General features: G+C 68.5%; 18 protein-coding genes. 6 read left to right on the top strand and 12 right to left on the bottom strand.

The window, feature by feature from the left end; all coding sequences use genetic code 11:
- Nucleotides 1-3: 3 nt before the first annotated feature.
- Nucleotides 4-1,416 carry a glycoside hydrolase family 28 protein gene (locus ACWGID_RS25650; RefSeq protein ID WP_452200611.1) on the top strand — a complete coding sequence of 471 codons (1,413 nt, stop codon included), beginning with the start codon at nt 4-6 and terminating at the stop codon, nt 1,414-1,416.
- Nucleotides 1,413-2,693 carry a glycoside hydrolase family 28 protein gene (locus tag ACWGID_RS25645; protein ID WP_452200609.1) on the top strand — a complete coding sequence of 427 codons (1,281 nt, stop codon included), beginning with the start codon at nt 1,413-1,415 and terminating at the stop codon, nt 2,691-2,693. Before ACWGID_RS25650 ends, ACWGID_RS25645 begins: the two co-directional genes overlap by 4 nt.
- Here the strand turns inward: ACWGID_RS25645 and ACWGID_RS25640 are convergent, their stop codons facing one another.
- Both ACWGID_RS25640 and ACWGID_RS25635 read right to left on the bottom strand, forming a co-directional pair.
- Entirely contained in the window at nt 2,694-3,926 is a 1,233-nt protein-coding gene (locus tag ACWGID_RS25640) for a hypothetical protein (protein WP_452200607.1), read from the bottom strand.
- A gap of 6 nt (nt 3,927-3,932) precedes the next feature.
- Complete coding sequence (locus ACWGID_RS25635) at nt 3,933-6,383, bottom strand: pectinesterase family protein (RefSeq protein WP_452200605.1); 2,451 nt, start codon at nt 6,381-6,383, stop codon at nt 3,933-3,935.
- A gap of 190 nt (nt 6,384-6,573) precedes the next feature.
- Here ACWGID_RS25635 and ACWGID_RS25630 point away from each other — a divergent pair, with 190 nt between their 5' ends.
- A complete protein-coding gene (locus ACWGID_RS25630) occupies nt 6,574-7,596 on the top strand; it encodes a LacI family DNA-binding transcriptional regulator (RefSeq protein ID WP_452200604.1) in 1,023 nt (340 codons plus the stop codon).
- Between the two features lie 189 nt (nt 7,597-7,785).
- Here ACWGID_RS25630 and ACWGID_RS25625 read toward each other — a convergent pair whose 3' ends face one another.
- Together ACWGID_RS25625 and ACWGID_RS25620 are read right to left on the bottom strand one after the other, a co-directional pair.
- Nucleotides 7,786-10,500, bottom strand: coding sequence for a family 78 glycoside hydrolase catalytic domain (locus tag ACWGID_RS25625; RefSeq protein ID WP_452200602.1), 2,715 nt, complete (start codon nt 10,498-10,500; stop codon nt 7,786-7,788).
- Nucleotides 10,497-12,203 (bottom strand): hypothetical protein, encoded by a 1,707-nt coding sequence (locus tag ACWGID_RS25620; protein ID WP_452200600.1) that lies wholly within the window; start codon nt 12,201-12,203, stop codon nt 10,497-10,499. Before ACWGID_RS25620 ends, ACWGID_RS25625 begins: the two co-directional genes overlap by 4 nt.
- Before the next feature lie 130 nt (nt 12,204-12,333).
- Here ACWGID_RS25620 and ACWGID_RS25615 point away from each other — a divergent pair, with 130 nt between their 5' ends.
- From ACWGID_RS25615 to ACWGID_RS25605, 3 genes are read left to right on the top strand one after another with little or no spacing between them, the layout of a single operon-like run.
- The gene (locus tag ACWGID_RS25615) at nt 12,334-13,341 is read left to right on the top strand and encodes a zinc-dependent alcohol dehydrogenase (RefSeq protein WP_452200598.1); all 1,008 of its coding nucleotides are present in this window, start codon (nt 12,334-12,336) and stop codon (nt 13,339-13,341) included.
- On the top strand, nt 13,338-14,615 hold the full coding sequence (locus ACWGID_RS25610; RefSeq protein ID WP_452200596.1) for a RuBisCO large subunit C-terminal-like domain-containing protein: 1,278 nt from the start codon (nt 13,338-13,340) through the stop codon (nt 14,613-14,615). Before ACWGID_RS25615 ends, ACWGID_RS25610 begins: the two co-directional genes overlap by 4 nt.
- 1 nt (nt 14,616) lies before the next feature.
- Nucleotides 14,617-15,873: a four-carbon acid sugar kinase family protein gene (locus tag ACWGID_RS25605; protein ID WP_452200594.1), complete on the top strand. Its 1,257-nt coding sequence runs from the start codon at nt 14,617-14,619 to the stop codon at nt 15,871-15,873.
- Here the strand turns inward: ACWGID_RS25605 and ACWGID_RS25600 are convergent.
- The 8 genes from ACWGID_RS25600 to ACWGID_RS25565 are packed head-to-tail and all read right to left on the bottom strand — an operon-like array spanning nt 15,851 to nt 26,222.
- Nucleotides 15,851-16,975 carry a glycoside hydrolase family 28 protein gene (locus tag ACWGID_RS25600; RefSeq protein ID WP_452200592.1) on the bottom strand — a complete coding sequence of 375 codons (1,125 nt, stop codon included), beginning with the start codon at nt 16,973-16,975 and terminating at the stop codon, nt 15,851-15,853. The two genes, ACWGID_RS25605 and ACWGID_RS25600, sit on opposite strands and share 23 nt — an antisense overlap.
- Nucleotides 16,975-19,038 carry a hypothetical protein gene (locus ACWGID_RS25595; RefSeq protein ID WP_452200590.1) on the bottom strand — a complete coding sequence of 688 codons (2,064 nt, stop codon included), beginning with the start codon at nt 19,036-19,038 and terminating at the stop codon, nt 16,975-16,977. The genes ACWGID_RS25600 and ACWGID_RS25595 overlap by 1 nt, the downstream gene beginning before the upstream one ends.
- A complete protein-coding gene (locus tag ACWGID_RS25590; protein WP_452200588.1) occupies nt 19,038-20,198 on the bottom strand; it encodes a DUF5605 domain-containing protein in 1,161 nt (386 codons plus the stop codon). Before ACWGID_RS25590 ends, ACWGID_RS25595 begins: the two co-directional genes overlap by 1 nt.
- Nucleotides 20,195-21,592, bottom strand: a complete 1,398-nt coding sequence (locus ACWGID_RS25585; protein ID WP_452200586.1) for a DUF5060 domain-containing protein — start codon at nt 21,590-21,592, stop codon at nt 20,195-20,197. Before ACWGID_RS25585 ends, ACWGID_RS25590 begins: the two co-directional genes overlap by 4 nt.
- Nucleotides 21,589-22,653, bottom strand: coding sequence for a sialidase family protein (locus tag ACWGID_RS25580; RefSeq protein WP_452200584.1), 1,065 nt, complete (start codon nt 22,651-22,653; stop codon nt 21,589-21,591). Before ACWGID_RS25580 ends, ACWGID_RS25585 begins: the two co-directional genes overlap by 4 nt.
- 33 nt (nt 22,654-22,686) lie before the next feature.
- Nucleotides 22,687-24,207: an ABC transporter substrate-binding protein gene (locus tag ACWGID_RS25575; RefSeq protein WP_452200582.1), complete on the bottom strand. Its 1,521-nt coding sequence runs from the start codon at nt 24,205-24,207 to the stop codon at nt 22,687-22,689.
- A 12-nt stretch (nt 24,208-24,219) separates the two neighbouring features.
- Nucleotides 24,220-25,227 carry an ABC transporter ATP-binding protein gene (locus ACWGID_RS25570; RefSeq protein WP_452200580.1) on the bottom strand — a complete coding sequence of 336 codons (1,008 nt, stop codon included), beginning with the start codon at nt 25,225-25,227 and terminating at the stop codon, nt 24,220-24,222.
- On the bottom strand, nt 25,227-26,222 hold the full coding sequence (locus ACWGID_RS25565) for an ABC transporter ATP-binding protein (RefSeq protein WP_452200578.1): 996 nt from the start codon (nt 26,220-26,222) through the stop codon (nt 25,227-25,229). The genes ACWGID_RS25570 and ACWGID_RS25565 overlap by 1 nt, the downstream gene beginning before the upstream one ends.

Here is a 26,222-nt window from a genome sequence, read left to right as displayed (position 1 = left end):
CTGATGGACAACTTGAGCCGCAAGAACTTCCTGCGCCTCGGCGCCGGCGCCGCCCTCGCCCCGACCGCCGCCGCGCTCGTCACCAACCCCGCCTGGGCCGAGGCGGCCCCCGGCGACCCGGGTCCAGGCTGGGGCCAGGTCGGTGACATCCTCGCCAACACCCGCCCGCCGCACTTCCGCCCGCGCGACTTCTCGATCACCAGCTTCGGCGCGGTCGCCGACGGCAAGACCCTGGCGACCGACGCGATCGCGAAGGCCATCGACGCCTGCAACCGCGCCGGCGGCGGGCGCGTCGTCGTACCGGCGGGCACGTTCCTGACCGGCGCGATCCACCTCAAGTCGAACGTCAACCTCTTCGTCTCCGCCGGTGCGACGCTGTTGTTCAGCACCAACCCGGACGACTTCCTGCCGGTCGTGCTGACCCGCTTCGAGGGCGCCGAGTGCATGAACTACTCGCCGCTCATCTACGCCCGCAACTGCGAGAACATCGGCGTCACCGGCTCCGGGACCCTCGACGGCGGCGCGACCTGGGACAACTGGTGGTCCTGGGTCACCCCGTCCGGCCCGGACGCGCAGGCGCTGCAGCAGATGGCCGCCGACGGCGTATCGGTGGCCGAGCGGGTGTTCGGCGCCGGGCACCACCTGCGTGCCGCGTTCATCGAGACCCAGTCCTGCCGCAATGTGCTGATCGAGGGCGTGACGATCCTGCGCTCGCCGTTCTGGGAGATCCACCCGGTGCTGTCGCGGAACATCACCGTCCGCGGGATCCACATCGACAGCCGCGGCCCGAACAACGACGGCATCGATCCCGAGAGCTCGCAGTACGTGCACATCCAGGACTGCACGCTGGACTGCGGCGACGACTGCATCGCGATCAAGTCCGGTCGCGGCGCCGACGGCCTGCGGATCAACGTGCCGTCGGAGAACATCCTGATCGAGAACTGCACCCTGAACATCCGGTACGGCGCGATCACCATCGGCAGCGAGATGACCGGCGGCGTGCGGAACGTGTTCGTCCGCAACTGCACGATCGGCAGCCCGAACCTGTACTTCGGTCTGTACATCAAGACGAACTCGGTCCGCGGCGGGTTCGCGGAGAACATCTACCTGCGTGACCTGGAGATCTCGAACCTCACGAAGGAAGTCGTGTCCTGCAACTTCTACCGCAGCGAGGGTGACGTCGGCCCGCTGACGCCGCGGGTGCGCAACGTCGAGCTCCGGAACGTGAACGTCGGGCACGCCCGGAACGCGTTCTCGATCTTCGGCTACCCCCGCTCACCGATCCAGGACTTCCGGATGATCGACTGCACCTACACCAGCATCGACGCGGCCAGTTCGATCCAGGACACCGACCTGACGTTCCGGAACTTCACCGTCAACGGCAAGGTCATCACCGACGCGAGTCAGCTCACGTGACGAATGCTCCCGGCTGGCCGGACGCCGACCGCATCCTGCGCGACGTCCGGCCGCCTGTCTTTCCCGCCGTCGACTTCCCGATCACGTCCTACGGTGCGACCGAGGACGACGCCGGCCCGGGGATCGCGGCCGCCATCTCGGCGTGCAATGCGTCAGGTGGCGGCCGTGTCGTCGTACCTCCAGGGACCTGGCGCACCGGCGCCATTCGTCTGCTGTCGCAGGTCGAGCTGCATGTGTCGGAGGGGGCGACGCTGCTCTTCAGTACCGATCCGGCCGACTACCTCCCGGTTGTCGAGACGCGGTACGAGGGGCTCGAGGTGCTCAACCACTCCCCGATGATCTACGCGAACGGCTGCACCGACATCGCGATCACCGGCACCGGGACGCTCGACGGTCAGGGTTCGTGGGACAGCTGGTGGCAGTGGTTCCACGAGTGCGACGACGAGTTCAAGGTGCTGCGGGAGCAGAGCTTCTTCGGCGTACCACTCGAGGACCGCATCTCCGGCCGGCGCCTACGCTCGAGCTTCGTGCAGCCGTTCGACTGTACGAACGTGCTGATCGAGGGCGTCACCGTCGTGCGCTCCCCGTTCTGGCAGATCCACCCGGTGCTCTGCCGCAACGTCACCATCCGCGACGTCGTGATCGACTCACAGGGCCCGAACAACGACGGCATCGATCTCGAGTCGTGTCGTTCGGTCGTGGTCAGCGGGTGCGTGATCGACGCCGGCGACGACTGCATCGCGCTCAAGTCCGGGCGCGAGGCCGACGGTCTGCGGGTCGACGTACCCACTGAGGACGTGCTGATCGAGGACTGCGAGCTGCGGGTCAAGTACGGCGCGATCACGCTCGGCTCGGACCTGACCGGCGGCATCCGGAACGTCTACGTGCGCAACTGCCGGATCAGCGGTCCGTACTTCGCTCTGTACATCAAGACCAATGCGGTCCGGGGTGGTTTCGTCGAGAACATCTATCTCCGCGACATCACCGTTACGAGCGTGCTGAAGGAAGTTGTCCAGTGCAACTTCCACCGCGGCGAGGGCGACAACGGCCCACTCACTCCGTCGGTCCGCAACGTCGAGCTGCGCAACGTCAAGGTCGAGCAGGCCCGGAACGCGCTCCTGCTGCGCGGTTACCGCCGTTCACGGATCGAGGACTTCCGTCTGGTGGATTGTGAGTTCACTGTCGACCAGCCCAGCACCGTGCAGCACGCGGTGCTGGGCTTCGACGGCGTCACCGTCAACGGACATCCGGTGAAGGATGTCCACCAGATCCGCTGACTAGGGCAGGTGCGCGCAGTGCACGTCGAGATCCCACAGGATGACCGACAGCGCGTACGGGCTGATGGCGTGCTCCTGGTGGGTGGCGTCCTCCAGGAGCTCCCAGTGCCCGTTGGACTCGTTGCTGACCGCATCCGTCCCGATCACCGCGATCCGCTGCCGCACTGCCGCCTCGTACGACCGGTGTCCGACACCGTTGAAGCAGCAGTCGTCGAAGCGATTCAGGATCTGCATCTGACGCCGGTTCGGGCCCACCGAGGCGAGTGCGTAGAAGTCGGGGAAGTCGGCCAGGCCGTAGAACCCGGGCTGCATGTCCAGCCGCTGTTCCCAGTCGCCGCGCGTCGGGCTCGGCTTCGGCGACCCCGGCCGCACGAAGAATGGCAGCGAGCCGGCTGTCGGGTAGGACCTGGTGATGCGCGTGTCCAGCGCCGGGTAGATAGTGGTCGCCCAGCCGCCGCCCGACAGGCCGACCATTTGCACCGACGACGGCCGGTACGTCGCCTGCACGTAGTTCATCGCCACTGACAGCGGCTCCAGGAACAGCGCGAGCGGCGAGTACGTGTCCGACGCCCACTGCGGCAGGTCGTTGTGCGACGGCTGTAGCTGCTTGCTCGGGTCGGCCGGGTCCTGCAGAGTCTTCGGGTTCCAGTGGTAGAACGGCATCGCGAACAGCAGCACGGTGTACCCGTGGTCGAGCAGGCCCTGGGTGACCGGCTGCATCGTCTCCGGACCTTCACCGTGGCCGTTGTGGTAGAACGCGACCCGCCGATGCGTGCTCTGCGTCGGCTCCAGCACGAACACGGTCGAGACGTACCCGAACCGCATCGACACCTCGAGCTTGTCGTACCGCCGTACGCCGGTGAACGCGGGCAACTCGGCCGGCACACCGACATCCCGCCGTACCGTCGGCAACCCGGTCGGCAGCACGCCGGTGTCCTTGAACACCTGCGCGACCAGTTGCGGGCGCAGCGCGTCGGCGTCAGCGGCGGTGTGGATCTTCATCAGATCCTCGACATCGACCCCGACGACGACCTGCGGCAGGGTCCTGTACGTCGCGGCGTGGGCGGCCGCGATCTCGGCGTTCACCGGCGCGACGGGACGCGGCGCGGGGTGCGGTTGCACTCCCCCCGCGGGGACCTCCGTCGCGGCCGCGTTCAGCGGCCATCCGGTCGCGCTGCCGGCAGTCACGGCGAGAGCACCTCCGAGAACGGTCCGACGGTTGACGTTCTTCATCTTGGGTCACCTTTCAGGGCGGGGAACAACCGGGTGCCATCCGCCGAACACCGACGCCGGGTCGCGCAGCTGCGCGGCCTCCTCGTCGCCGAGCTGCCGGGAGCACGCCAGTCGTGCGGTGGTGTCGAGCGGGCGGCCGGCCAGGTCGGTGCTGTGGTACTCCCAGAACCGGATCTGACCGGCGGCCGCGCAGTCGTTGGGGCTGGTGATCTGCCAGCCGGTCTTCTTCACCTGGCTGTCCATCGCGGAGTCGATGAACACCACCTGGCTGGTCGGGAACCGGCTCAGCTCGGCACGCGCCAGGAACACGCTGTCGTCAGGTACGCCGGGCCCGCGGGTCAGCTTCACCCGGACGAAGATGTTGCCGGGCCCGTTGTCGATGTTGCGGACCTGGTTGTAGTAGCCCTCGTGCAGCGCCTTCAGCTCGGAGTCCTGCATGAACACGCCGCCGGTCCCCCAGACGAAGTCGACGTCACCCTCGACGTAGCTGTTCGTCACGAACGTCTGGCCCTGCAACCTCAGGCTGTCCTGGTACCCGAGGATGCGGACCCGGGCCAGCACCATCCGGCTCCCGTTCCCGAAGAACGCCTCGGCCTGCGAGCCGCGGTACGGCGTGAGGTTCTGCACGGTCACGTCGCTCATCGTGAAGTCGTCGGCGAACACGGCCATCGCCGAGCGCCAGCAGTTGAACCGGTCCGACTGCGGGATCACGCGGCGCTGGCAGTACGACTGCTCCTGCGGGACGCTGCCCATCGCGGAGTCGCCGTTCAGCAGGTTGTTGTTCGGGTAACCGATCACGGTCTTGCCGGCGCCCGCACCGCTGATCGTGATGCCGGGTTTGGTCGGCGGGACCCAGACGAGCTCGCGGTACAGGCCGGGCGCGACGTCGATCGTCGACTTGTCGCCCTCCTTGACGAAGTCGATCGCTGCCTGGACCGTGCAGAAGTCCTTGCCCTTGCCGACGGTCAACCGGCTGTCGCTCTTCGGGTCCTGCTGCGTGCGGAAGCGCCAGTTCTTCACCCCGGGGTCGCCGACCACGAAGCCGGGATCGACTGTCGCGTAGTACACCTGGCCGGGTGCGAGTCGCTGGTGCGGGTAGACCGTGATCGTCCGCCCGTCGACGACGACCGCCTGGTAGGCCCAGGTGTGCACCTGATCGAAGTCCGTCCGCGCGCCACCGACGGTCCGCTGGTACGACGCGAGGCTCGCGAGGTCGATCGTGTCGACGACGTCACCGTTCGCCTGGTGGATCTGGAGCTTGCCGGTGACACCGAGCCGCACGGGTCCCTGGAACGTGAGGCTGAGTGGCGTGTCGGAACAGGTCGCGTCCTCGGGGCCTTGCGGCGCGAGTTTCGGCGTACCGACGGGGCCGGTGGACCAACCGGTGAGGCGCTTGAGGACCGTGGTGAGTTTCGCGGCGGCGACCTCGTGACCTTGGACGTTCGGGTGGGTGCTGCCGTTGAAGTCGTCCGGGCCGAGCCAGCCGGTCGTGTCGACGTACACGATCTTGCGGTCGTTCGTTGCGGCGACGGCCGCCTTGATGTCGTCGGCGTGGGTGCCGTTGAACGGGCGCAGGGCAACGATCAGCGCGTGCGGATCGGTGGCGCGGATTTTCTGCAGATAGGCGAGGTACGCCGGGGTGAACTCGGCGCTGTCGTAGGCGGCGTCGTTCGTGCCGAAGTTGACGACGACCGCGCCGGGGTCGGAGCTCGCGGCCGGGAAGCCGGCGAGGTTCCAGCCGAAGGAGTCGATCGCCGTACCGACGTTGCCGTGGCCGGGCTGCAGGATGCCCTGCTTGCCGAAGCCGACCTGGTTGGTGTCTGCGCCGAACGTCTCGCCGACCAGGTGCGGGTACGCCTTGGTGCCGTCCGCGCAGTCGGTGCCGAGCTGCGGGCAGAGCGCCATCACGCCCTGGGTGATCGAGTCGCCGTAGAACTCGATGCGGTGCTCGGCGGTCGTCGGCAGCGGAATCAGCTTGGCATCCGGAGCAAGCTCGATCTTCTTCAGCACGACACCGGTCTGCAGCGGGACGTTCCAGCGGTTCTCGTACTCGTCGACGTCCTTGACCAGGATCTCTGCGGTGTGCGCGACGCTCGCGTCGAGGCCGTCCGCGAAGATCTTGTGGTCCGCGTCGACCTTCTGCAGCGTCGGGGCCTGGCCGTCGATCGACACGTACAGCTGGGCCGGGACGGTGATCGACGCGGTGTCGAACAGGGCACCGAGGTGCGAGCCGGTGAACCGGAAGCGGACCGACGAGCCGGAGTTCACCGTGATCGCGACGTCGTCGTCGCGGCCCCAGTGCCCGTCGAGCTCGATCCGCGGGTCGAACGGGCCGTACGTCGCCGGGTTCGCGCCGGTCGCTGCGGCCGCGGCTCCGGCCGACAGACCGGCCGACGCGGTCAGCAGGACCGCTCCGGCCAGCACGGCCAGACACAGACTGATCAGACGATTTCGCACGGCGTCTCCTCGCGCGGACCGCCGCACAGAAGCCCGGGGCGGTGGGCGGGTAATCCTTTTCCTGGCTACCGTCGCAGCGCGCCGCAGTCGCGTCAAGAGCTCACGGCGAGAAAGCAGGAAAAGGTTTACATCCGCGTGGATCTGCCGGGATCGGCAGCGTTTTCCGGTCTGGTCGTGGTCCAATGGCCCGGTGAGACCGCGCAAATCATCAAAGCCGGCCAACGACCGCGCCGCGACGACCGCCCGCGCCACGATCCACGACGTCGCCCGGCTCGCCGAGGTGTCGACCGCGACCGTGTCCCGGGTGCTGAGCGGCGGCAAGGCCGTGTCGCCCGAGGTCTCCGACCGCGTCCGCGCGGCCGCCCGCGACGTCGGCTATCGCCCAAACCCGGCGGCCCAGACCCTGTTGCGCGGCAGCAGTCGCACGGTCGGCGTCGTCGTACCCGACCTCGGCAACCCGTACTTCGCGGAGATCCTCAAAGGCGTCGCCGCGGAAGCCGCCGCCGACGAGCACCACACGCTGGTCGCCGGCACCGAAGAAGACCCGGAACAGGAGTACCGCTCCGCCCTCGAGCTCGCCCGCTGGGTCGACGGCCTGCTGCTGTGCGCACCGCGGATGAGCACACCTCGCCTCCGCGAAGTCGCCGAAGCAGCTCGCCGGCTCGTCCTGATCAACCGGGTACTGCGGCATCCCGCGGTCGGCTCGGTGGTTGTCGACTACCACCTCGGCGTCCGCGCACTGTGCGAACACCTGGCGTCGCTCGGGCACAAGCGGATCGCATACCTGCAAGGACCGACCGCGGCGTGGTCCGATCAGCAACGCCAACGCGGCTTCCGCTCCCCCGAGGCCTCCGGGCTCACGATCATCCGCGTACCGTGCGGCTCGACGCTCGTCGACGGGCGCGAGGCGGTCGACGAGGCGCTCACCTACAAGCCGACCGCGATCATCTGCTTCAACGACCACGTCGCCGTCGGCGTCCTCAGCCGCCTCCGCGAACTCGGTCTCTCCGTCCCCACCGACATCTCGGTCGCCGGCATCGACGACGCCCCGATGAGCGCCCACACCGACCCCGGCCTCACCACCTACGCCGTCTCCACCGTCGAACTAGGCCGCCAGGCCTGGCAACGCTTCGCCCCCACCCTCGCCCCCGCCACCACCCACATCCAAGGCACCCTCACCATCCGCGCCAGCACCGCCCGCCCACCCCACTAGCCCACCAACCCGCGGTCGGTTATCCCCTGGCGTGAGGGGTTCTCTGCTCGTATACGAGGGGAGAACCCCCAACACGCGGGGTTATCCGTTCCTGCGAGGTGGGCGCACGGGGCGCGGACGAGCTGCGTGCGGGCGGGTGAATGCCGCGCGGCTGGATCGCGGGTGGCGGGTGGGTGCCTGGGTGCGGGGTTAGGCGCGGGCGGTGAAGTGGTAGGTGCCGGACGGGGCTTTGCAGCAGGCTGCCTCGGCGGTGGGGGTTAGCGAGGTTAGAGCCGGCACTTCGGCTAGGGGGCGGCCGGATTCTTGGACTGAGGTGGGGTCTGTGGTGGGGATGTGGATTGTTGCCTCGGCGCCCGGAGGCACCGTGACGGTCAGCTCGAGTTCGCCGTCGGTCACCTGCCAGCGCGTGGAGACCCGGCCCGCCGGGGTGTCGTACGACGCCTCGGCCCAGGTCAGCCGTCCGCCCGGGCGGGGGTTGATGACGAGCTCGCGGAAGCCGACCGAGTCCGGCGCCTGGCTGATGCCGGCGACGTCGGCGTAGAGCCACTCGCCGACCGAGCCGAGTGAGTAGTGGTTGAAGGAGTTCATCGCGACCGGGCCGAAGCCGTTCTCCTCGGTCCAGCCGTCCCAGCGTTCCCAGATCGTCGTGGCGCCGTGCTTGATCGAGTACCCCCACGACGGGTAGCGGTCGTCGTGCAGCAGTTCGTACGCCAACTCGGCGTACCCGTATTTCGTCAGGATCGGGCACAGCAGCGCGACCCCGGCGAACCCGGTGGTCAGTGATCGACCGCGCCGTTCGAGGTCGGCGACCAGGTGCTTCACCGCCGCCTGCTCGGCCTGTTCCGGCAGCAACCCGAACGCCAACGGCAACAGGTACCCGGTCTGAGTGTCCCCGCGAACCTTGCCCTCGGCATCGACGAACTCCGTGACGAACGCCGCCGCGATCCGGTCCCACAGTTCGCCGTACGCCGCTGCCTCGTCCGTCAGCCCGAGCACCCGCGCGGTCGCCGCCGTGAACTCGACGCTGCGCGCGAAGTACGCCGTCGCCAGCAGGTCCCGATCGGTTACCACACCGACCTGCAGCCAGTCGCCGTAGTGACCGCTCGTCCGGTTGCGCCAGATGAGGTCCGGGTTGGCGCGGTGCACGTAGTCGACCCAGCGCCGCATCACCGGCCAGGCCGTCCGCAGCACCCGCTCGTCGCCGTAGATCCGGTACAGGGTCCACGGCACGATCGTCGCCGCATCGGCCCAGGCCGGCGTCCCGTGCCGACCGGTGATGACGTGCGGGATCACATCCGGGATCGCGCCCTCGTCCGTCTGCGCGACGGCGAGGTCGGCGAACCAGTTCTCGAAGAACGTCAGTACGTCGGACTGGTACGCGGCCGTCGGGAGGAAGATCTGCGCGTCCGCTGTCCACCCGAGTCGCTCGTCACGCTGCGGACAGTCCGTCGGGACGCTGACGAAGTTGCCGCGTTGACCCCAGCGGATGTTGCTGAGCAGCTGATTGACCCCGGGGTCCGAGCAGTCGAACCGCCCCGCGACCGGCGTGTCCGAGTGCAGCACTCGACCCGTCACGTCCGCGGCCGTCAACTCACCCCGGTACCCCTCGATCTCGACGTACCGGAAGCCGTGGACCGTGAAGATCGGTTCGAAGAACTCTTCCGCGGCGCCGGCGCTGACGAAGTAGTCGGTCGCGTCGGCCGTGCGCAGGTTAGCGGTGTAGAGCTCGCCGTCGGCCTGGAGCATCTCGCCGTGCCGCAGGCGGATCCGATCGCCGGCCTGCGCGCCACGCACCCGCAGCCGCACCCGACCGGCAAGGTTCTGCCCGAGGTCGACGATGAACCGCCCGGGCTCCAGCGCAGTGATGGCGACTGCCGGGACATCCTCGGTCACGCGCACCGGATCGGTCGTCGTCGCGATCACCGTCGACACGTCACCACCGAGATCACCAGCCGGCACCCAGGCGTCTGCGTCGTACCCCGGGCTCGACCAATCGCCCAGCTCGAGCCGCGCGTCGTGCGACTCCCCCATCAGCAGGTCGGCGAACCGGATCGATCCGACGTGCTCCACCCATCGACCGTCCGTCGCCACCACGGTGCGCGAACCGTCCGGGTGGTCGACGACGAGTTGCGCGAGCAGCTGCGGCTTCTTGCCGTAGTGGTGCGCGTGACTGCGGGTGTCCCATCCGACGTACCCGGACCACCAGCCCTCACCCAGCACCGCACCGATCACGTTCTCGCCCTCGCGGAGGAGGTCCGTGACGTCGTACGTCTGGTAGGCGACGCGCTCGCGGTAGTCCGTCCAGCCCGGCGTCAGCTCGTCGTTGCCGACGCGCTGACCGTTCGCACTGAGCTGATAGAGACCGTGAGCAGTCGCATAGACGCGCGCACGCGTCACCGGCTGCGTGAGCTCGAACGAGCGGCGGTAGTACCGCGGCGGGGCGATGGTTGCCTGCCGCACGGTCCGCGGCTCGGCACGGTCCACCGGCGGCTCGAAGTACGGATCGGTCTCGTAGTCGTGTTCGATCCAGTGCGCCGCCCACTCGTCGTCGTGGAACAGGCCGGTCGCGAACGTCGCCTCGGCCGTCGACACAGCACCGGCCGCGTCACGTACCTCGAGCTGCCAGACGTAGTCGGTCTGCGAGGTCAGCGGAGCGCCACTGTGGTCGACGTACGTCTCCCGCTCGCTCCGCCACCCGCTGTCCCACACCAGTACGCCGCTACGCAGCACCTGCACCCGGAACGCGTCCTGCCGGTCGCCGCGGGTCGGTGACGCCAGCCGCCAGCTCAGCCGCGGTCGCGCCGTACCGATCCCGAGCGGGTCGACGCGATGCTCACACCGCAGGTCGTACGCCGTCAGCGTCGTCACGGTCGGCGCCTCGGACAGCACCCAGCCAGTTGTCACCAGGACCACTCCGTCTCAGGTCGGTGGAGCTCGTACTCACGCAGGCCGCCGGCGTGCTCCGGGCGGTCGCCGTACATCGGGCGGGACGTGCCGGGCGGGTCGATCGCTATTACGTCGTCGCCGCGCCAGGTGGTCCGGAATTCGTTGCCGGCCGCAAGCTCCGTGGTGGTCTGCTCGACCATCGGGAACGTCACGACGACGCGCTCGCCCGGCTGCGCCTTCGGAATCGACAGGTAGCCGTCCGGTGCCCAGATGCGCTCGGCGCCGGTCCACTCGTCGTCTCCGCGCTGCAGCCGCAGTCGCGCGTACCCAGCCCACTCCGGGATGCGCACGCGGAGGTCGTCGATCGGCTCGTTGACGTGCAACTCGACCTTGCCTTCGACGGGCAGGTGGCTGACGACGTCAACGGCGTGATGACCGCGGTTCAGCAACAGGTTCACTCGGGTCAGCCGGTTGTCGCCGGTGACAATGCTGTTCCACGCCCAGAACAGTCCGCGGACGCCGGACCCGACACAGCACGCCTGTACGTCGTTGGTGTGCCCACGCCCCAGTGGTACGTCGGACACGTAGTCGTTCGGAGCGCCGTACCCACAGAAGGCGCCGAGCACCCGCTCGCCGACGTTCACGTACGTCCGCCACCCCGGCTCGTCCTGCGAACGGTCGGGCGCGGACTCCACCCAGCTCACGTCCAGCAGTTGCGATGCGGCCAGGTGATTGCGGACGAAGCGCTCCACCACCGACCAGTACTGCGTGAGTCCGTTTCCGGCCAACGTAGTACCCAGGCCGACGAGGTCGACGAGTGAACAGGTCTCGTGTTCGTACTGCTGGTCGGCCAGGTCACCCGGAGTCCAGCCGAAGCCGGTCGCCTCACCGAGCACCCAGTCGTAGCTGCGCCGGACGAACTCGGTCAGCCCGTGGTCACCGGTGTGCCTCGCCAGCCGCGCCAGCCCTTCCAGCGTGCCCACGCGGGTGTGGAAATGACCACTGCGGTACGCACGGGCCGGGTTGAAGCTCCCGTCCGCGTTGAAGACACCGCTCTTCTCGACGATCAGCCGGGCGAACCACTCGCACAGCTCCAGCGCGTCGGTGTTGCCCGTGGCCTGGTGGTAGCGCAGCAGCGGCATGATCAGCCGGCCAGAGAACGACGCCGGGTCCGGCGCCAGGTGGAGGTCGATCGCGTTCGACGACGGCCAGCCGTCCGTCGTGTACTCCGACGCCGGGTAGAACCAGACGTCGCGCTCCTTGATCGCGATGCGCTTCAGAGCGGCGACCTGACGGTCCGCGGCCCGCTGGGCCTGTGGATCGTCCGCTGCGACCACTGCGGTGGTCATAGCGAGCAGCGTGGCGCGCTGGTCGATCAGATTGGCGTTGGGCAACCAATGGCCCTTGGGGTGGGTCTGCCGATACGTCAGACCGTCCTCGGCGAGCAGTGCGAACAGCCGCTGCCGGTACTGGTCGGCGATGGTGTCCCACCGCGGCTCCCAGTCCTTGCCGCCGGTCATCTGGCGGGTCAGCAGGATCGCATCGGTGAGCCGGCCGTGGCTGGAGCCGTAGTCCCAGTCGCCGTGGTCCATGCGGGCAGGGCGAGCCAACAGGTTCGCGCTGAAGAACGGGATGCCGTCCCAGTCGTCGTCGGCCAGGCCGGTCACCGCGTTCATCGCCAGCGCGGCTCGTTCCTCGAGTAACAGAGTCGCTGGGATCATCGCCATAAGGAAAACCTTTGCCTCCGGACGGGGCAAAGTCAACCGGCTATCCACAGGCTGGCCGATCGGCCTTGTTTTCTTGAGGTTTGACGACGGAGACTGGGCGGACGCCAGCAAAGGAGGAGCTCCGATGAAAGCAGCCGTTCTGGAGGCACCGCGGCAGGTCGAGGTGACCGACGTGCCGGATCCGGACGCGGGCGGCGACGTGCTGCTGCGGATGCGCGCGGTCGGGTTGTGCGGCTCCGACCTGCACACCTGGAGCGGTCATCACCCGTTCCGCAAACCTCCCGTGGTGCTCGGCCACGAAGGCGCGGGCGAGGTGGTCTCCTCCGCCGATCCACGCTTCCGGCCGGGCGACCGGGTGGCGGTGATGCCGGCGTTGTCGTGCTGGGGGTGCACGCGGTGCGAGGCCGGGAATCCCCATCTCTGCGTGCACAAACGCGTTCCGGGCCTCGGATGGGCCGGGATGCTGAGTGAGTACTTCGTCGCCCCGGCGCGCGTCCTGGTGCCCCTCAGCGACGAGATCGGGTACGACGAGGGCGCGATGATCGAGCCGGTCGCGGTGGGATGGCGATCCACGTCGGCCGTGCGGGGCGGTGACGCGGTCGCGGTGCTCGGCGGTGGCGCGATCGGGAGCCTGGCCGCCGCGATCAGCCGGTACCGCGGGGCACGGACGGTGATGGTGAGCGACGTCAAGCAGCACAATCGCGCGTTCCTGACGGAACGGGGCGTCGATCTCGTGGTGGATCCGGTCGCGTCGGATCTGGTGGCGACAGGGCTTGACGCGAGTGGTGGGGACGGCTTCGACGTCGTCGTGGTGGCGTCGGGACATCCGAGTTGCTTGGCGGAGGCGCTGGCGTTGTGCCGGCCGCGCGGACAGGTGGTGCTGCTGCCGATGTTCGGTGGCTCGTTGACGGTTGATCTGAATCCAGTGGTTCTCAAGGAGGTCACAGTGCAGGGCTCGACGATCTACACCCCGGCCGATTTCGCGGCGGCCGCGCGGCTCGTCAACACGCGGGCGCTGGATGTGCGCCCGTACATCTCGGACGTAGTGCCACTGGGGGAAGTGCCGGACGTGCTGTTGGCGATCGATGGTGGGGCTGACCACCTCAAGACGCAGATCGACCCGACCCGATGAGCGCCGCCGAGGTCGTCGCGACGTACCTTGTCGAGACCTATCTGCCGCTTGACCAGGCCGCCGAGGTGATCGCCGGGGAGCAGTCCACCGGGACGTTCATCCGCGTAGCCCGCGAGACCGTCGAGCTCCGTGAACGGTTCGCCGCCCGGGTGCTGTCGATCGAAGAACTCCCACCCACGGGCAACGCCGACCTCCCCGGAGCGATCCGCCCTGTGCCTCGAAAAGCAAGCGCCGGGGCCGCCGGCAAGCGGAGTGCGCGGGTGCGGATCGCGTTCGGGCTGGACAACTTCGGGCCGTCGCTGCCCAACCTGCTGGCCGCCGTCGCGGGGAACCTGTTCGAGATCCGCCAGGTCGCCGGCATCCGGCTGCTCGACCTCGACCTCCCGTCCGAGTTCGCCGGGCGTTACCCCGGACCGCAGTACGGCGTGCGTGGGACTCGCGAGCTGCTCAACCGGCCGGACGGCGTACTGCTCGGCACGATCGTGAAGCCCAGTATCGGCCTGCCGCCCGAGGAGCTTCGCCTCGTCGTCCGCGAACTCGCCGAGGCCGGTATCGACTTCATCAAGGACGACGAGCTGATGGGCAACCCACCACACTCGCCGCTGGCCGAGCGAGTCGCCGTCGTCACCGAGGAGCTCGACAAGGTTGCCGCCCGCACCGGCCGCCGCCCGATGTACGCGTTCAACATCACCGACGACCTGGACCGGATGGCAGCCAACCACGACCTGGTGAAGGCCGCGGGCGGCACCTGCGTGATGGTCTGCGTGAACCTGGTCGGTTTCGCCGCCCTCGCCTGGCTCCGCGAACGCTGCGCCCTCCCTATCCACGGCCACCGCGCCATGACCGGCGTCTACACCCGCGCACCGCAGCTCGGGATCGACTACATCGCCTGGTCCAAACTCGCGCGGCTGTCCGGCGCCGACCACCTGCACACGAACGGCTTCTCCAACAAGTTCTACGAGACCGACGAGGAAGTACTGCGCTCGATCACCGCCGTACGCACGCCACTCCTGGGAGGCTACGAAACCCTCCCGGTCCTGTCCTCCGGCCAGACGCCGGGGCTTGCGCCCGAGACGTACCGCCAGACCAAGACCACCGACCTGCTCGTCCTGGCCGGCGGCGGCATCCACGGCCACCCCGGCGGTCCCGGCGCCGGCGTCACCGCGATGCGGGCCGCCTGGTCGGCCGCCGTCTCCGGTACGCCGATCGAAACGGCCGCCCGCGAAACAACCGCCCTTCAGCAGGCCCTCGATGCATTCCCCGTGCGAGCCTGACGTGGTTGAGGCGGCGTTCTATGGGGACGACTTCACGGGGTCGACGGACGCGTTGGCACAGTTCGCGCGGGTCGGGTTGCGGGCGGCGTTGCTGGTCACGTTGCCGTCGGCATCGGCGCTATGCGAGCTCGCCACGCGGTACGACGTGATCGGTGTCGCCGGGATCGCGCGGTCGTTGCCGCCGGACGAGCAGGAAGCCGAGCTTCGTCCGGTGCTGGAAGCGTTCCGCGAGCTCGGGCCGCGCGTCGTGCAGTACAAGGTCTGTTCGACCGCGGACTCCGCCCCCGGTCGCGGCAGCATCGGCCGTGCGCTGGAGGTCGGGCGGGACGTCTTCGGCCCGGCCCCGGTCCCGATACTGGTGGCGCAACCGGAGTTGGGGCGCTACACCACCTTCAGCCACCACTTCGCCGCCGAAGCGGGCACGATCCACCGCCTCGACCGCCAACCCACCATGTCCACGCACCCCTCGACGCCAATGCACGAGTCCGACCTCCGCCGCCACGTCGCCGCCCAAACGAGTCTCCGCATCGAAGCCCTCCACCTCACCAGCTACCCAAGCCTCCCCCAGTCCTACGCCACGCTCACCGCAGCCCCCGTGGACGCCGTGGACGCGGTGGACGCGGTGGTTCTTGACGCGTTGACCGACGAGGATCTCCGCGCTCTCGGGCGCGCGATCCTGCAGCAGGGCGCCCGGCAGCCCATCTTCGCGATCGGGTCGGGCGGTCTCTCCCGCGCGTTGGCACTCGACCTCTGTCCTGCTGATCCCAAGCCCACCACCTCACCGCCCGCGATCGGTGGCGGCGAACCGGTGCTGGTGGTGTCGGGGAGTCAGTCACGCCGGACCGCAGAGCAAATCGAGGATGCTCGGACGAAGGAATGGGCTGTGCTGGGGCTCGCCGACGATGCGGCGACGCGGGCCGTGGCGGCGTTCGACGCCGGAGCTGACGGCGTGGTGGTGCACACGAATGACCTCCCGCGCGAAGACCTGGCAGCGGTGCCGAGCGGCCTGGCTCAGGTCGTACGCCGGGTGACGCGGGAGGCCGGCGTACGACGGGTGGTCGTGGCCGGTGGGGATACCTCGGGCCAGGTGCTGCGGCAGCTGGAGCTCAGTGCCCTGGAGCTGGTCGACACAACAGCACCCGGGGTACAGCGGTGCCGCGCCGTCTCGGGTGTGCAGGAGCTCGACGGGCTCGAGGTCTTGTTGAAGCCCGGTCAGCTGGGCGACGTGGATCTGTTCAGCACGTATCGGAACAGCTGATGGTGAAGGCTTCGACCGGGGCCCGTCGGCTGTCGATGATCTCGACGGTCCGCGGTGCGGAGCCCACCGTCAGGTTGGTGACGGTGATGTCGCGGACGACGGGTGCATGGCCGGCGAACTCATCAGGTTCCGCGTGGCGCGTCGTGATGAGAACAGCGGACGTCGTGACCGCGTCGACGACGACGTTCTCGACGGTGATGTCTTCGATCCGACCGCCGCGCTGGGAGTTCGTCTTGATGCGGAGCGCGTGGTCGACGGCCGAACCGGTGACGTGCAGGTCTCGCGCGTGCACGCCCCGAACACCTCCGGAGGCTTCGCTGCCGATGGTCAGGGCACCGTGGCCGGCGCTGAAACGGCAGGAGTCGATGCGGATGTTCTCCGACGGACGGCCGACCCGGCGACCGTCGGCGTCCCGGCCGGACTTGATCGCGATGCAGTCGTCCCCGGTGGTGAACGAGCAGCCGGTGATGAGCACGTCCGAGCAGGAGTCGGGGTTGCAGCCGTCGTTGTTCGGGCCGTGACAGTCGACGGTGATGCCGCGGACCAGAACGTCGTCACAGAACACCGGATGGACGACCCACATCGGGGCGTTGACGATCCGGACGTCCTCGATCCGCACCCGCCGGCACGAATACGGCTGGACGAAACTCGGCCGGAACCCGTGCCCCGGCTCGAACACCCGCTCCTCCACCGGTACGCCGTCCTCGACCATCTGCAGGAGGCGCTGCCAGTCGGTGCGTGGCCGGGTATCGCTCCACCAGTTGTCCGTGCTCGCACCACCGTCGAGAGTGCCGGTGCCGGTGACCGCGACATTCACCTCGTCGTACGCGTAGATCAGCGGTGAGTGGCTGAAGCACTCGATCCCCTGCCAACGCGTCCGCACGATCGGGTACGCCGCTGAGTCGGCAAGGAACCGCAACGTCGCACCGGCCGACACATGCAACTCGACATTGCTGCGCAACCGAATCGGCCCGGTGCGAAACACGCCGGCCGGTACGACAACACGCCCGCCCGTCAGCGCACAAGCATCAACCGCCGCCGCGATCGCAACGGACCAGTCCCCGCTCGAAGCGCCATAGTCAGTGATCAAGTAGTCAGTCATCAGCTGTCGTTCAGGTCCCGGATTCGGAGGGCGTTGGCCAACGGAACGGCGATCACCCACGAGGGGTTCCACGTGTTCGCGTGGCCGCGGCGTTGCCAGTGGGTCTGGAAGACCGCCTCGCCCTGCTCCCCAGGCAGCGGGAAGTTCCAATCTCCCGGGTCAGCAGCAATGCCCTGAGTCATGGCGTGCAGCGTGGTTCGGGCAGCGTCGACGTACTCCGGACGGTCAGTCGTCAGCCCGAAGGCGAGCAGTTCATAGGTCGGGAAGAACACATCCAGGTGGTGGTTCTGAACGCTGACAGTGGGCCACCCGACCGCGTTGAACCCGGCGGCCCGCAGCGGCGCGTCCTCGTCCTGCTCCGGCGACCACACGTAGACCCACGTGAGCAGCCAGTCGGCAGCGACCTCGCACCAGGTCGCGTACAACGGATCCGCAGTACGCCGGAAGAGTTCGTACGCCGCCATGAAGTAGTACATGCCGGCTTCTTTGTCCTCGCACGCCGCGTCCAAAGTGGACCGGGCGAACGGGCGGTCGAACGTCCGCGCGTGCTGATCGTGGTACCGCGTCAGCCAAACGGTCGCCTCGGCCAACAGCGCCGGGTCGTCAAGCACCTCCGACGCCTTCAGCACAGCAAGCACACACGGGATTCCGGCCGCCGACACCGTGGCGGCCGCGGCGGTCCCGTCCAGCCGCCACCCGACCGGGAACGTCCCGTCCGGCAGCAATGCGCCACGAAGGAACGCCACAGCTTCCTCGAGCGCCTTCACCCAGGACGCCGGCACCGGCTCCCCGACCCGGCGGAACAACGCGATGATGTCGGCGAGATCGGTGACCGTCTCGCCGTACGCGCGGCTGGAGATCATCGGGCGACTGCCGGCGCGGAAGCTGGTCCAGCGCCGAGTGCTGACCTGATACGAGTTGTGGCGCAGGCCAGGCGTCTGCGTCGGGCTCCCCGCGAGGTAGAACTCCACGGCGGCGCGACAGCGATCGATCCGCAGCCGGTCGCGGGTGTTGAAGCCAACCGTGGCGTCACACCAGGCGAGTTTGAGAGCCTGCCCGGTCCAGCCGTACAGGAAGTGCACCGGCTTCTCCGGCCCGTTGCCGGGGATCTCGCTGAACTTGGTGTAGCCGGCCACCGCGCCCGACTGGTACCACCTGTTGTCCAGAGCAACTGTCTTGCGGGTGATCAGTTCCTCGATCGCCAGCCCAGGAGCCCCAGGACTCGTGAAGAGCGCTCGGCCGGTGTGGACCAGGTGACGGAAGGCGTGGCCGCGCAGATCCTGCGGTCCCCAATCGAGGACCAGCCGCTGGGTGTAGACCTCCCCGGGGCGCAACGTGAGGTAGCCGTCCTCGGTCACCTCGGTCTCGGCCTTGCTGACGTACCGGATGTCCTGCTTACCGTCGAACATCAGTACGCCGCTCAGCGCCGCAAGCACCAGCCCTTCCTGCCGCAGAACCCCGAGCGACCCGTACCGGACCTGCCCGTCGGTCGAACGCCGTGCCTGCGGCCGGGAGAAGACGGACAGCCAGCGACGCTCACGACCCTCGCGCCACTCCACGCCCATCCCCGGGATCGGCAGCCGGTCCTCCTCCGCGACGAACCCGCCGCCCGGAGTCGGACCAACCCGCGGTACGGCGCGGGTCGGGTCGGCGGACGGATTGTCGTTGTAGATCAGACCGGGAATCGTCAGCTGGCTGTCCTTCACCCGGCCCAAGTCGAGCAGCAGCCCGACGGCCAGGTCGGCGAGGCGGCGCTGGCTGGTGTTGCGCCAACGGACCTCGAGGTTCAACCGATCCGCGTCGTCGAACACCAGGCGCAACTCGACGGCCACCGATCCCATCCGGCAGCCGGCGCGGTGCTCCCCCGCCCGCCGCGAGATCCACCAGCCGTCGGTCGGCTCCATGAGGGTCGGCTGCCACGGACGGCCGGTGGAAACGCTCAGCAGATTGACCACCGGCCGCTCGAGATAGACCGGCCCGTCAGTCAGACCGAGCTGCAGCACGACGCCGTCGGGCGTACGCCGGAGCTCGGCCTGACGTGGACCGGAGGTCAACGCAGGCATCAGGACGCTCGCCGGATCTGGATCGCCTGGTACTGCGTCCCGGGCAGCCGCACCGTCAGCCTGTCAGCCACCGTCTCGCGGGTACGCCGGACCGAGTGGTTCCACACGTCCAGCACGTCGACGTCGTACTCCCCGGAAGGCAGTGAGAAGGTCCGGTCCGGGAACTGGTGCTCGCCGAGGTACTGCAGGTAGTACGAGCCAGGGACCGCGAGCGTCGGCGCGTCGCGGTAGTCGTCGATAGGTTCGACACCTTCGGGCAACTCATCAAGCACCTCGCGCAGCAGCCGCAGACGCTGCGCCACCACTCCACCCGGTCGCGCCCCACCGCCCGACCACGGTCCGGTCTCCGCGTCGACGTACCACTCGCCGTGGGTGACGTAGGCGCCGCGGACGGTCCCCTCCCAGATCCGGGTCAGCATCTCCTCGGGGCGCAGGCTGGTGTCCGGTGTGACGCCGTTGCCCTCGTGACCGCAGGCGTCGACGAAGACCGGCTTGGCGAAGTGGCGTCGCAGCGCCGAGACACCGCGCAGGTTCTCCAGCCGGACGCTGAGGTGCGTCAGCCACGGCGTCCCAGGATCGGTTGCCTCATGCATCGAGATCAGGTGCTGCCCGGAGTCGAGCTCCCCGATCAGCTCGGCGACCGCACGAGCAGCCGGGCCGGCCTTCAAACACCAGGTGACATTGCGGTACGCCGCGAGCCGGTTCACCACGTCGCGGACGACCACCGTGTCCGCCGGCAACACGATGTCGGCGAAGATGTCCGCGGCCAGCAGATCCTGGACCTGTTCCTCGATCACGTCGGTCAACTGCAGCCGAACGCGGTTGAACGGCGACGCCGCGAGTGCAAGACGCGCCGCAGGCCACTGGTGGACCAGACCGAACCACTCAGTGGTCAGCGGATGGTACGGCGTTCCGTCGGCCAGCCGCAGCGTGGTGCCAGAGCGGCGGACCGGGCCGTGCGAAGTCGCAGGCGTGCACTCGAACGTCCCACCGTCGTACGACCACGTGCCTTCCAGGTCGGGACTGAAGCGGACCTTCCAGCCACCGGCGGACTGGAACGATTCCGCGTAGGCCAGTGCGCCGTCAGCATGCCGGAACATCACGGCGGTCGGTCCGGGCACGGGGAGTTCGAGCACGTCCCAGCGTGCTACTGACGTCATCGGGTCCCTCTCAGGGCGAGGTACGGGGTGGCGGGCAGTGGGATGCGGCTCGGGCCGGAGTAGTCGGCCAGCGGCGTGATGGTCATCGCGCGCGTGTCGATCAGGTCGAAGTGGAACGGCGAACCGCTCGGCAGGTCGAGGTCGACCGCGGACGGCTGCCGGTCGCCGAGGTAGTGCAGCACGCAGCGGTCGCCGTCGAGGTCACCGTCCGACTGCCGCGGCAGCCCGGCGAACACGCCGCGGAGGAAATCGATCCGCTCCGGACTCTCGCCGTACAGCCGGCCGCCGACCGAGATCCACGCGCGGGTCTCGCGGTCGACGAACGACTCGCCGTGGCCGACGTACCCGCCGAGTGCCATGCCCTGCCAGAAGCGGTGCACCATCTCGTCCGCGGTCAGGTTGCCCCAGCGGCGGCCGGCGTTGCCCTCGTAGCCGATCTCGTCGATCACCACCGGCTTCGGGCAGTCCCGCCAGACCTCGACCTCGGCGCCGTCCCAGTGCTGCACGCTCTGGTGGGTGATCCACGGCTTGCCGAAGTCGTACGGCGTGAAGACCTCGTACATCTTGGTCCCGTTGTGGATCGACCGCAGCCGCTGGTACGGGTCGTAGCGCTGCACCAGCTGCAGCAGCCGGTCCCAGTCCGCGATCGTCTTCTCGTGGTTGAAGTCGTACTCGTTCGACACCGACCACCAGACGTTCCGGTACGCCGCCAGTCGCGCGACGACGTACCGCAGGTACGCCGCGTCCTGGGCCGGCGTCATCCGGTCGAAGCCCCAGACGCCGCGGTCGTACGGGTGGAACAGGATCAGGTCCGCCTGCACCCCGAGCGCCAGCAGGTCCGCGACCCGGGCCTCGAACTCCCGGAAGAACGCCGGGTCGTAGCGCTCGACGTCCACCTCACCGGGCGTGGTGCCGACGAACGGCAGCCGCTCGGGGCGCATCCCCTCGGTCGGCAGCAGGCACATCCGCACCTTGTCGAACGGTGCCGACCGCAACGACTCGAGCGTGAGCTCCTGGAGCTCCTTGGTCTCGTAGGTCCAGTGGTAGCAGGTGGTCCCGATGCAGTCGTACCGCGAGCCGTCGGCGTACGCGAAGTGGTGCCTGCCGGCCACCTCGACCGGACCGTGGTTCCCCGGTTCGGGTGGAGTGCACTCGAACCGGCCGCGGTGCCCGTCCAGTTCGGCCGCGGAGCTGCTGGTGATGTACTCCCAGCTGCCCTCGCGGTCGGGCGAGAACCGGGCCCGATACGTCCCGTCGCCGTCGTAGAAACCGTCGACGGTCACCATCCGGTTCCGGAACTGATAGGTGACCTGGAACTCGACCTCGGCGAAGGGGTTGCCTTCCGATGGTCCGGACAAGGTGAGCTCGTGCAGGCCCCACTTCGTGATACTCATGGCAATCGGTCTCCTGCCTGGATCCATTCCGGCGCCAGGGTCACGTGCTTGATGGTCTTGCGCAGGAACGAGTACGCGACGTGCAACTGCCCGTCCCGGGTCTGCAGCAGCGTCGGGTACGAGTAGCCCAACTCGTTCTCGTGGTACTCCTCGTCCTGCACCTGGAGGTTCCGCCAGTACGGCCAGGTGGCGCCGTCGTCCTCGGACAACGCCAGTGTCAGCGGGGTCCGCAGGGTCTTCCGGCGTACGCCGCCCTGCCCGTCGTCGACCCAGCGGAACTGGTCCCGCTCGGCCGACGAGTCGTTGAACACCATCACGAGCCGGCCGTCGCCGAGCCGGAGTACCTGCACCGCGGAGTTGTTGTTCGGCAACGCGGTCTTCTCCGGCGACGTCCAGGTCCGGCCGTTGTCCTTCGACACCGACCGGTGGATGCGGTCGGCGGCGCGACTCCGGAAGTACCCGACGAGCTCGCCGGGCGACAGCTCGACGATGCTCATCTGCACCTGCCCGATCGCATCAGGCACCTCGACCGTCGACCAGTTCTCGCCCTGGTCGGTGCTGAGCTTCAGCACCGTCCGCTCGGCACTCTTGTCGCAGTCGTACGCCGGCAGCAGCCAGTCACCGTTGCTCAGGACAACGACCGGGTTGCGGATGAAGCTGCCGAGGTGGTCGAACAGCACCTCGCTCTGGTCCCACGTGAGTCCACCGTCGTGCGAAACCCGGCGGATGACACGCGAGGTCGACTGGTCGTGCGGCTCGTTGGAGGTGTGCAACAGCCAGACCTCGCCACCGCCGACCACGAACAGCAGCGGGTTCTGCTCTGAGCGGCGAGTGTCGGAGGACAGCTGCTCCGGCGGCAACCAGGTGTCGGTGCCGGCGGGCAGGCGGGACAGCACGATGTTCGTGTCCGGGTGCCCCTCCTTGGGGCCGTTGAACCAGGCGCACAACAGGTCGCCGGACGCGGTCTCGACCAGCGTCGCGGCGTGGCTGTCGCCGGGATGGATGGTGGGCAGGAGGGCCGCACCCTCTCGGATGCGGCCGTCGAACCTGGGGTCAGTCACGATGCGATCACCATGTCGCCTTCACCTCTGCGGTCACCAGGTCAGCCCGCGGGCGACCTGCGCCTTGATGTAGTCGGGGATGTCGACCTGCTCCGCGACCTGCAGCGACGAGTCGACGTCCATGCCGTCCTTGAGCACGTGCTGCCGGAACACCTTGTACAGCGGGATGTCCCAGTACTCGGTGTTCTGGTAGTTCTTGATCACCGCGTTGTCGCCCCAGTACACGGCCGAGGTGTCGATGGCCGCGAGCTCCGGGATCGACTTGCCGAAGGCCTTCACCGTGGCGTCGGTCTTCAGTACCGCCTTCATGCCGTACGACGAGATGCGGCTCTGCATCTCCTCCGACACCAGGTACTTGACGACCTCGAGCGCCTGGTCCTGGTGCTTGGACTGCGGCGGGATGAACGCCGCCCGGGTGTCCGGCTGGTAGATCGTCTTCGAGCCGCGGGACAGCACCGGCATCGAGGTGACCCCGATCTTCACGCTCTTCGCCCACTCGGCGTACTGCGCGGCGTCGTCCTCCTCGATGTAGTACGAGCTGAGGGCGTACGCGTTCAGCTTCGAGAGGTTGTTCACCGCCATCGCCAGGTGACCCGGGAAGCTCATGTCACCCTTGAAGAAGTCGTCCACCGTGGTGAAGTTGTTCCGCGGGATCATCAGGAACCGGTACATGTTGTTCGCGATGGTCTTCCAGTCCGCGCTGGTCAGGTTGACCTTCACGTCCTCGGGCTTGGGCTGCTCGCTGTCGCCGGGCACGAACGGGTAGAGCCCGAGCTGGTTCATCGCGAGGTAGTTGTCCGGGTGCTGCATGTAGCCCTTGTAGTGGTCGATCCCGTCCTGCCGGGTCAGCTTCTGGGCGATCTTGTAGACGTCGTCGTACGTCGAGCCGGCCGTCGGGTACTTGACGCCGAACTTGTCGAAGATCAGCTTGTTGTAGAACAGCAGGCTCTCGTCGATCCACAGCGGGACGCCGTACAGGCCGCCGTCGGAGCGGGACTTGATCTGCTCGACCGAGCCGAGGTTCAGCGTCGACAGGTCGATGCCGGCGCCCTGGACGGCGGCGGTGATGTCCTGGGTCCAGCCGAGCGGCTCGAGGTCCCGGTCGATCCGCAGCCGCGGGTCCTCCAGGATCAGGTCCGGCACCCGGCCGGCCTTCGCGAGGTCCTCGTAGCGGACCGGGTAGTCCCAGGTCGCGTACTTCACCTTGATGTTCGGGAACTTCGCCCGGATCGCGTCACCGAACACGGAGTCGAAGTACCGGTGCGCCTCGCGGCCGCTGTCGTTGCCGCCGAGCTCGAACGGCTTGAAGTTGGCGGCGAAGACGAACAGCTCGTCGTCGGCCACCGAGAACGGCACGTTGTACTTGTTCGGGATGTCGACGACTCCGGCCGCGGACTGCGCGGTCGCGCGCGGGACGGCGCTGGTCGAGCTGGTGGTCGCGGCGTTCGCGGGAGCCGCCTGCAGCGCGCCACCGAACGCGGCCAGGCCGCCGATCAGGGCGCCGTTGCGTAACAGGCCACGACGGGACATGTTTCCTTCGGACGATTCAGACATGGTGGACCTTTCCTACGGGGCGGTGGTGGCCGTGAGGACACCCTTCAGATCCAGCTGCTCGGCCAGGTGGCACGCGACTTTGCGGCCCCTGATCTCCCGCAGCTGCGGGACTTCGCTCGCACACCGGGCTTCGGCGTACCCGCACCGGGGATGGAACGGGCACCCGGCCGGCACCTTGGACGGGTCCGCGATCTCACCGCGGAGCTTGATCCGCTCGCGCTGCCCGCGGGTGGCGGGGTCGGGATCCGGTACGGCGCTCAGCAGCGCCTCGGTGTACGGGTGCAGTGGCTTGGAGTAGAGCTCTTCGGTCGACGCGCTCTCGACGAGCTTGCCGACGTACATCACCGCGACGTCGTCGGCGATGTGCTCGACGATGCCGAGGTCGTGAGAGACGAACAGGTAGGTGAGGCCGGACTCCTCCTGCAGATCGCGCAGGAGGTTGAGGATCTGCGCCCGGACCGAGACGTCGAGCGCACTGACCGCCTCGTCGGCGACTACCAACCGCGGGTTGGTGGCGAGCGCCCGGGCGATCACGACCCGCTGCCGCTCGCCACCGCTGAACGCGTGCGGGTAGCGGTGCGCGTACTCCGCCCGCAGCCCCACGCGCCGCAGCAGCGCGGCGACCTTGTCGTCGATCTCGTCGCGCGAACCGGCCTCCTGGACCTTCAGCGGCTCGGCGATGATGTCGCGCAGCGTCTTGCGCGGGTCAAGCGAGGAGTGCGGGTCCTGGAAGATCAGCCGGACCTGCGCGCGGTACGGCTTCAGCTGCTTCTCGGACAGCGACGCCAGGTCGACGCCGTCGAACATGATGCTGCCCGACGTCGGCTCGTACGCCCGCACGATGCACCGGCCGAGGGTCGTCTTGCCGCAGCCCGACTCACCGACCAGACCGAGCGTCCGGCCGGCCCGGATCGACAGATCGACCCCATCGACGGCCTTCACATACCCACGGTTCCGCCCGAGCAACCCTCCCTCGAGCGGGAAGTGCATCGTCAGACCCTTGGTTTCCAGCAGGCTCATCAGTTCTCCTCGCCGTACAGCAGGCAGGCCACATCGATCTCGTCGCTGCGGACGCGGGCCGGCACGATCTGGTCGCACTTCCCGGCCATGAACGCGTCGCAGCGCGGATGGAACCGGCACCCCGACGGCCGCTCGTACGGCGGCGGCACAGTCCCCCGTACCGCGACGAGTCGGTCCTGACCCTGTTGTCCCAGTCGCGGCACCGACCGCACCAGCGCCTGCGTGTACGGATGCTTGGGCGCACTCAGTACGGCGGACGCGGGTCCCTGCTCGACGACTTCGCCGAGGTACATCACCGCGACCTCGTCGGCGACCTGCGCGGCGACCCCGAGGTCGTGGGTGATCAGCATGATCGCCATCCCCAGCTCCTCCTGGAGATCCTGCAGCAGGTCGAGGATCTGCGCCTGTGTGGTGACGTCCAGCGCGGTGGTCGGCTCGTCCGCGATCAGCAGCCGCGGCTGGCAGGACAGCGCCATCGCGATCATGGCTCGTTGCCGCATGCCACCACTGAGCTGGAACGGGTACGAGTCCACCCGGCGCTTGGGGTCCGGGATGCCGACCCGGTCGAGCATCTCGATCGCCCGTTCCCGGGCGGCCTGCTTGCTCAGGTTCTCGTGCAGCCGGACCGCCTCGATGATCTGGTCCCCGATGGTGTGCACCAGGCTCAGTGACGCCATCGGTTCCTGGAACACCATCGCGATATCGGCCCAGCGGACCTTGCGCAGCCGCTTGTCCTTCGCGGCCAGCAGGTCCAGCGGTTCCTTGCCCGGCTCGTCGTCATGCAGCAGGATCTCGCCGCCGACGATCCGGGCCGGCCGTTCGACCAGCCGCAGGATCGACCGCGCGGTGACGCTCTTACCGCACCCGGACTCGCCGACCACGGCCAGTGTCCGGCCGCGCTGGACCGTCAGGCTGACGCCGTCCACGGCCTTGACCACACCGTCGCCGAGCTCGAAGTGGGTCCTGAGCTCGCGCACTTCCAGGAGAGGTTGCAT

The sequence above is a fragment of the Kribbella sp. NPDC054772 genome (assembly GCF_053611945.1).
Note: the sequence above shows the minus strand (reverse complement) of the source record. Positions and strands in the feature narration are given on the sequence as shown.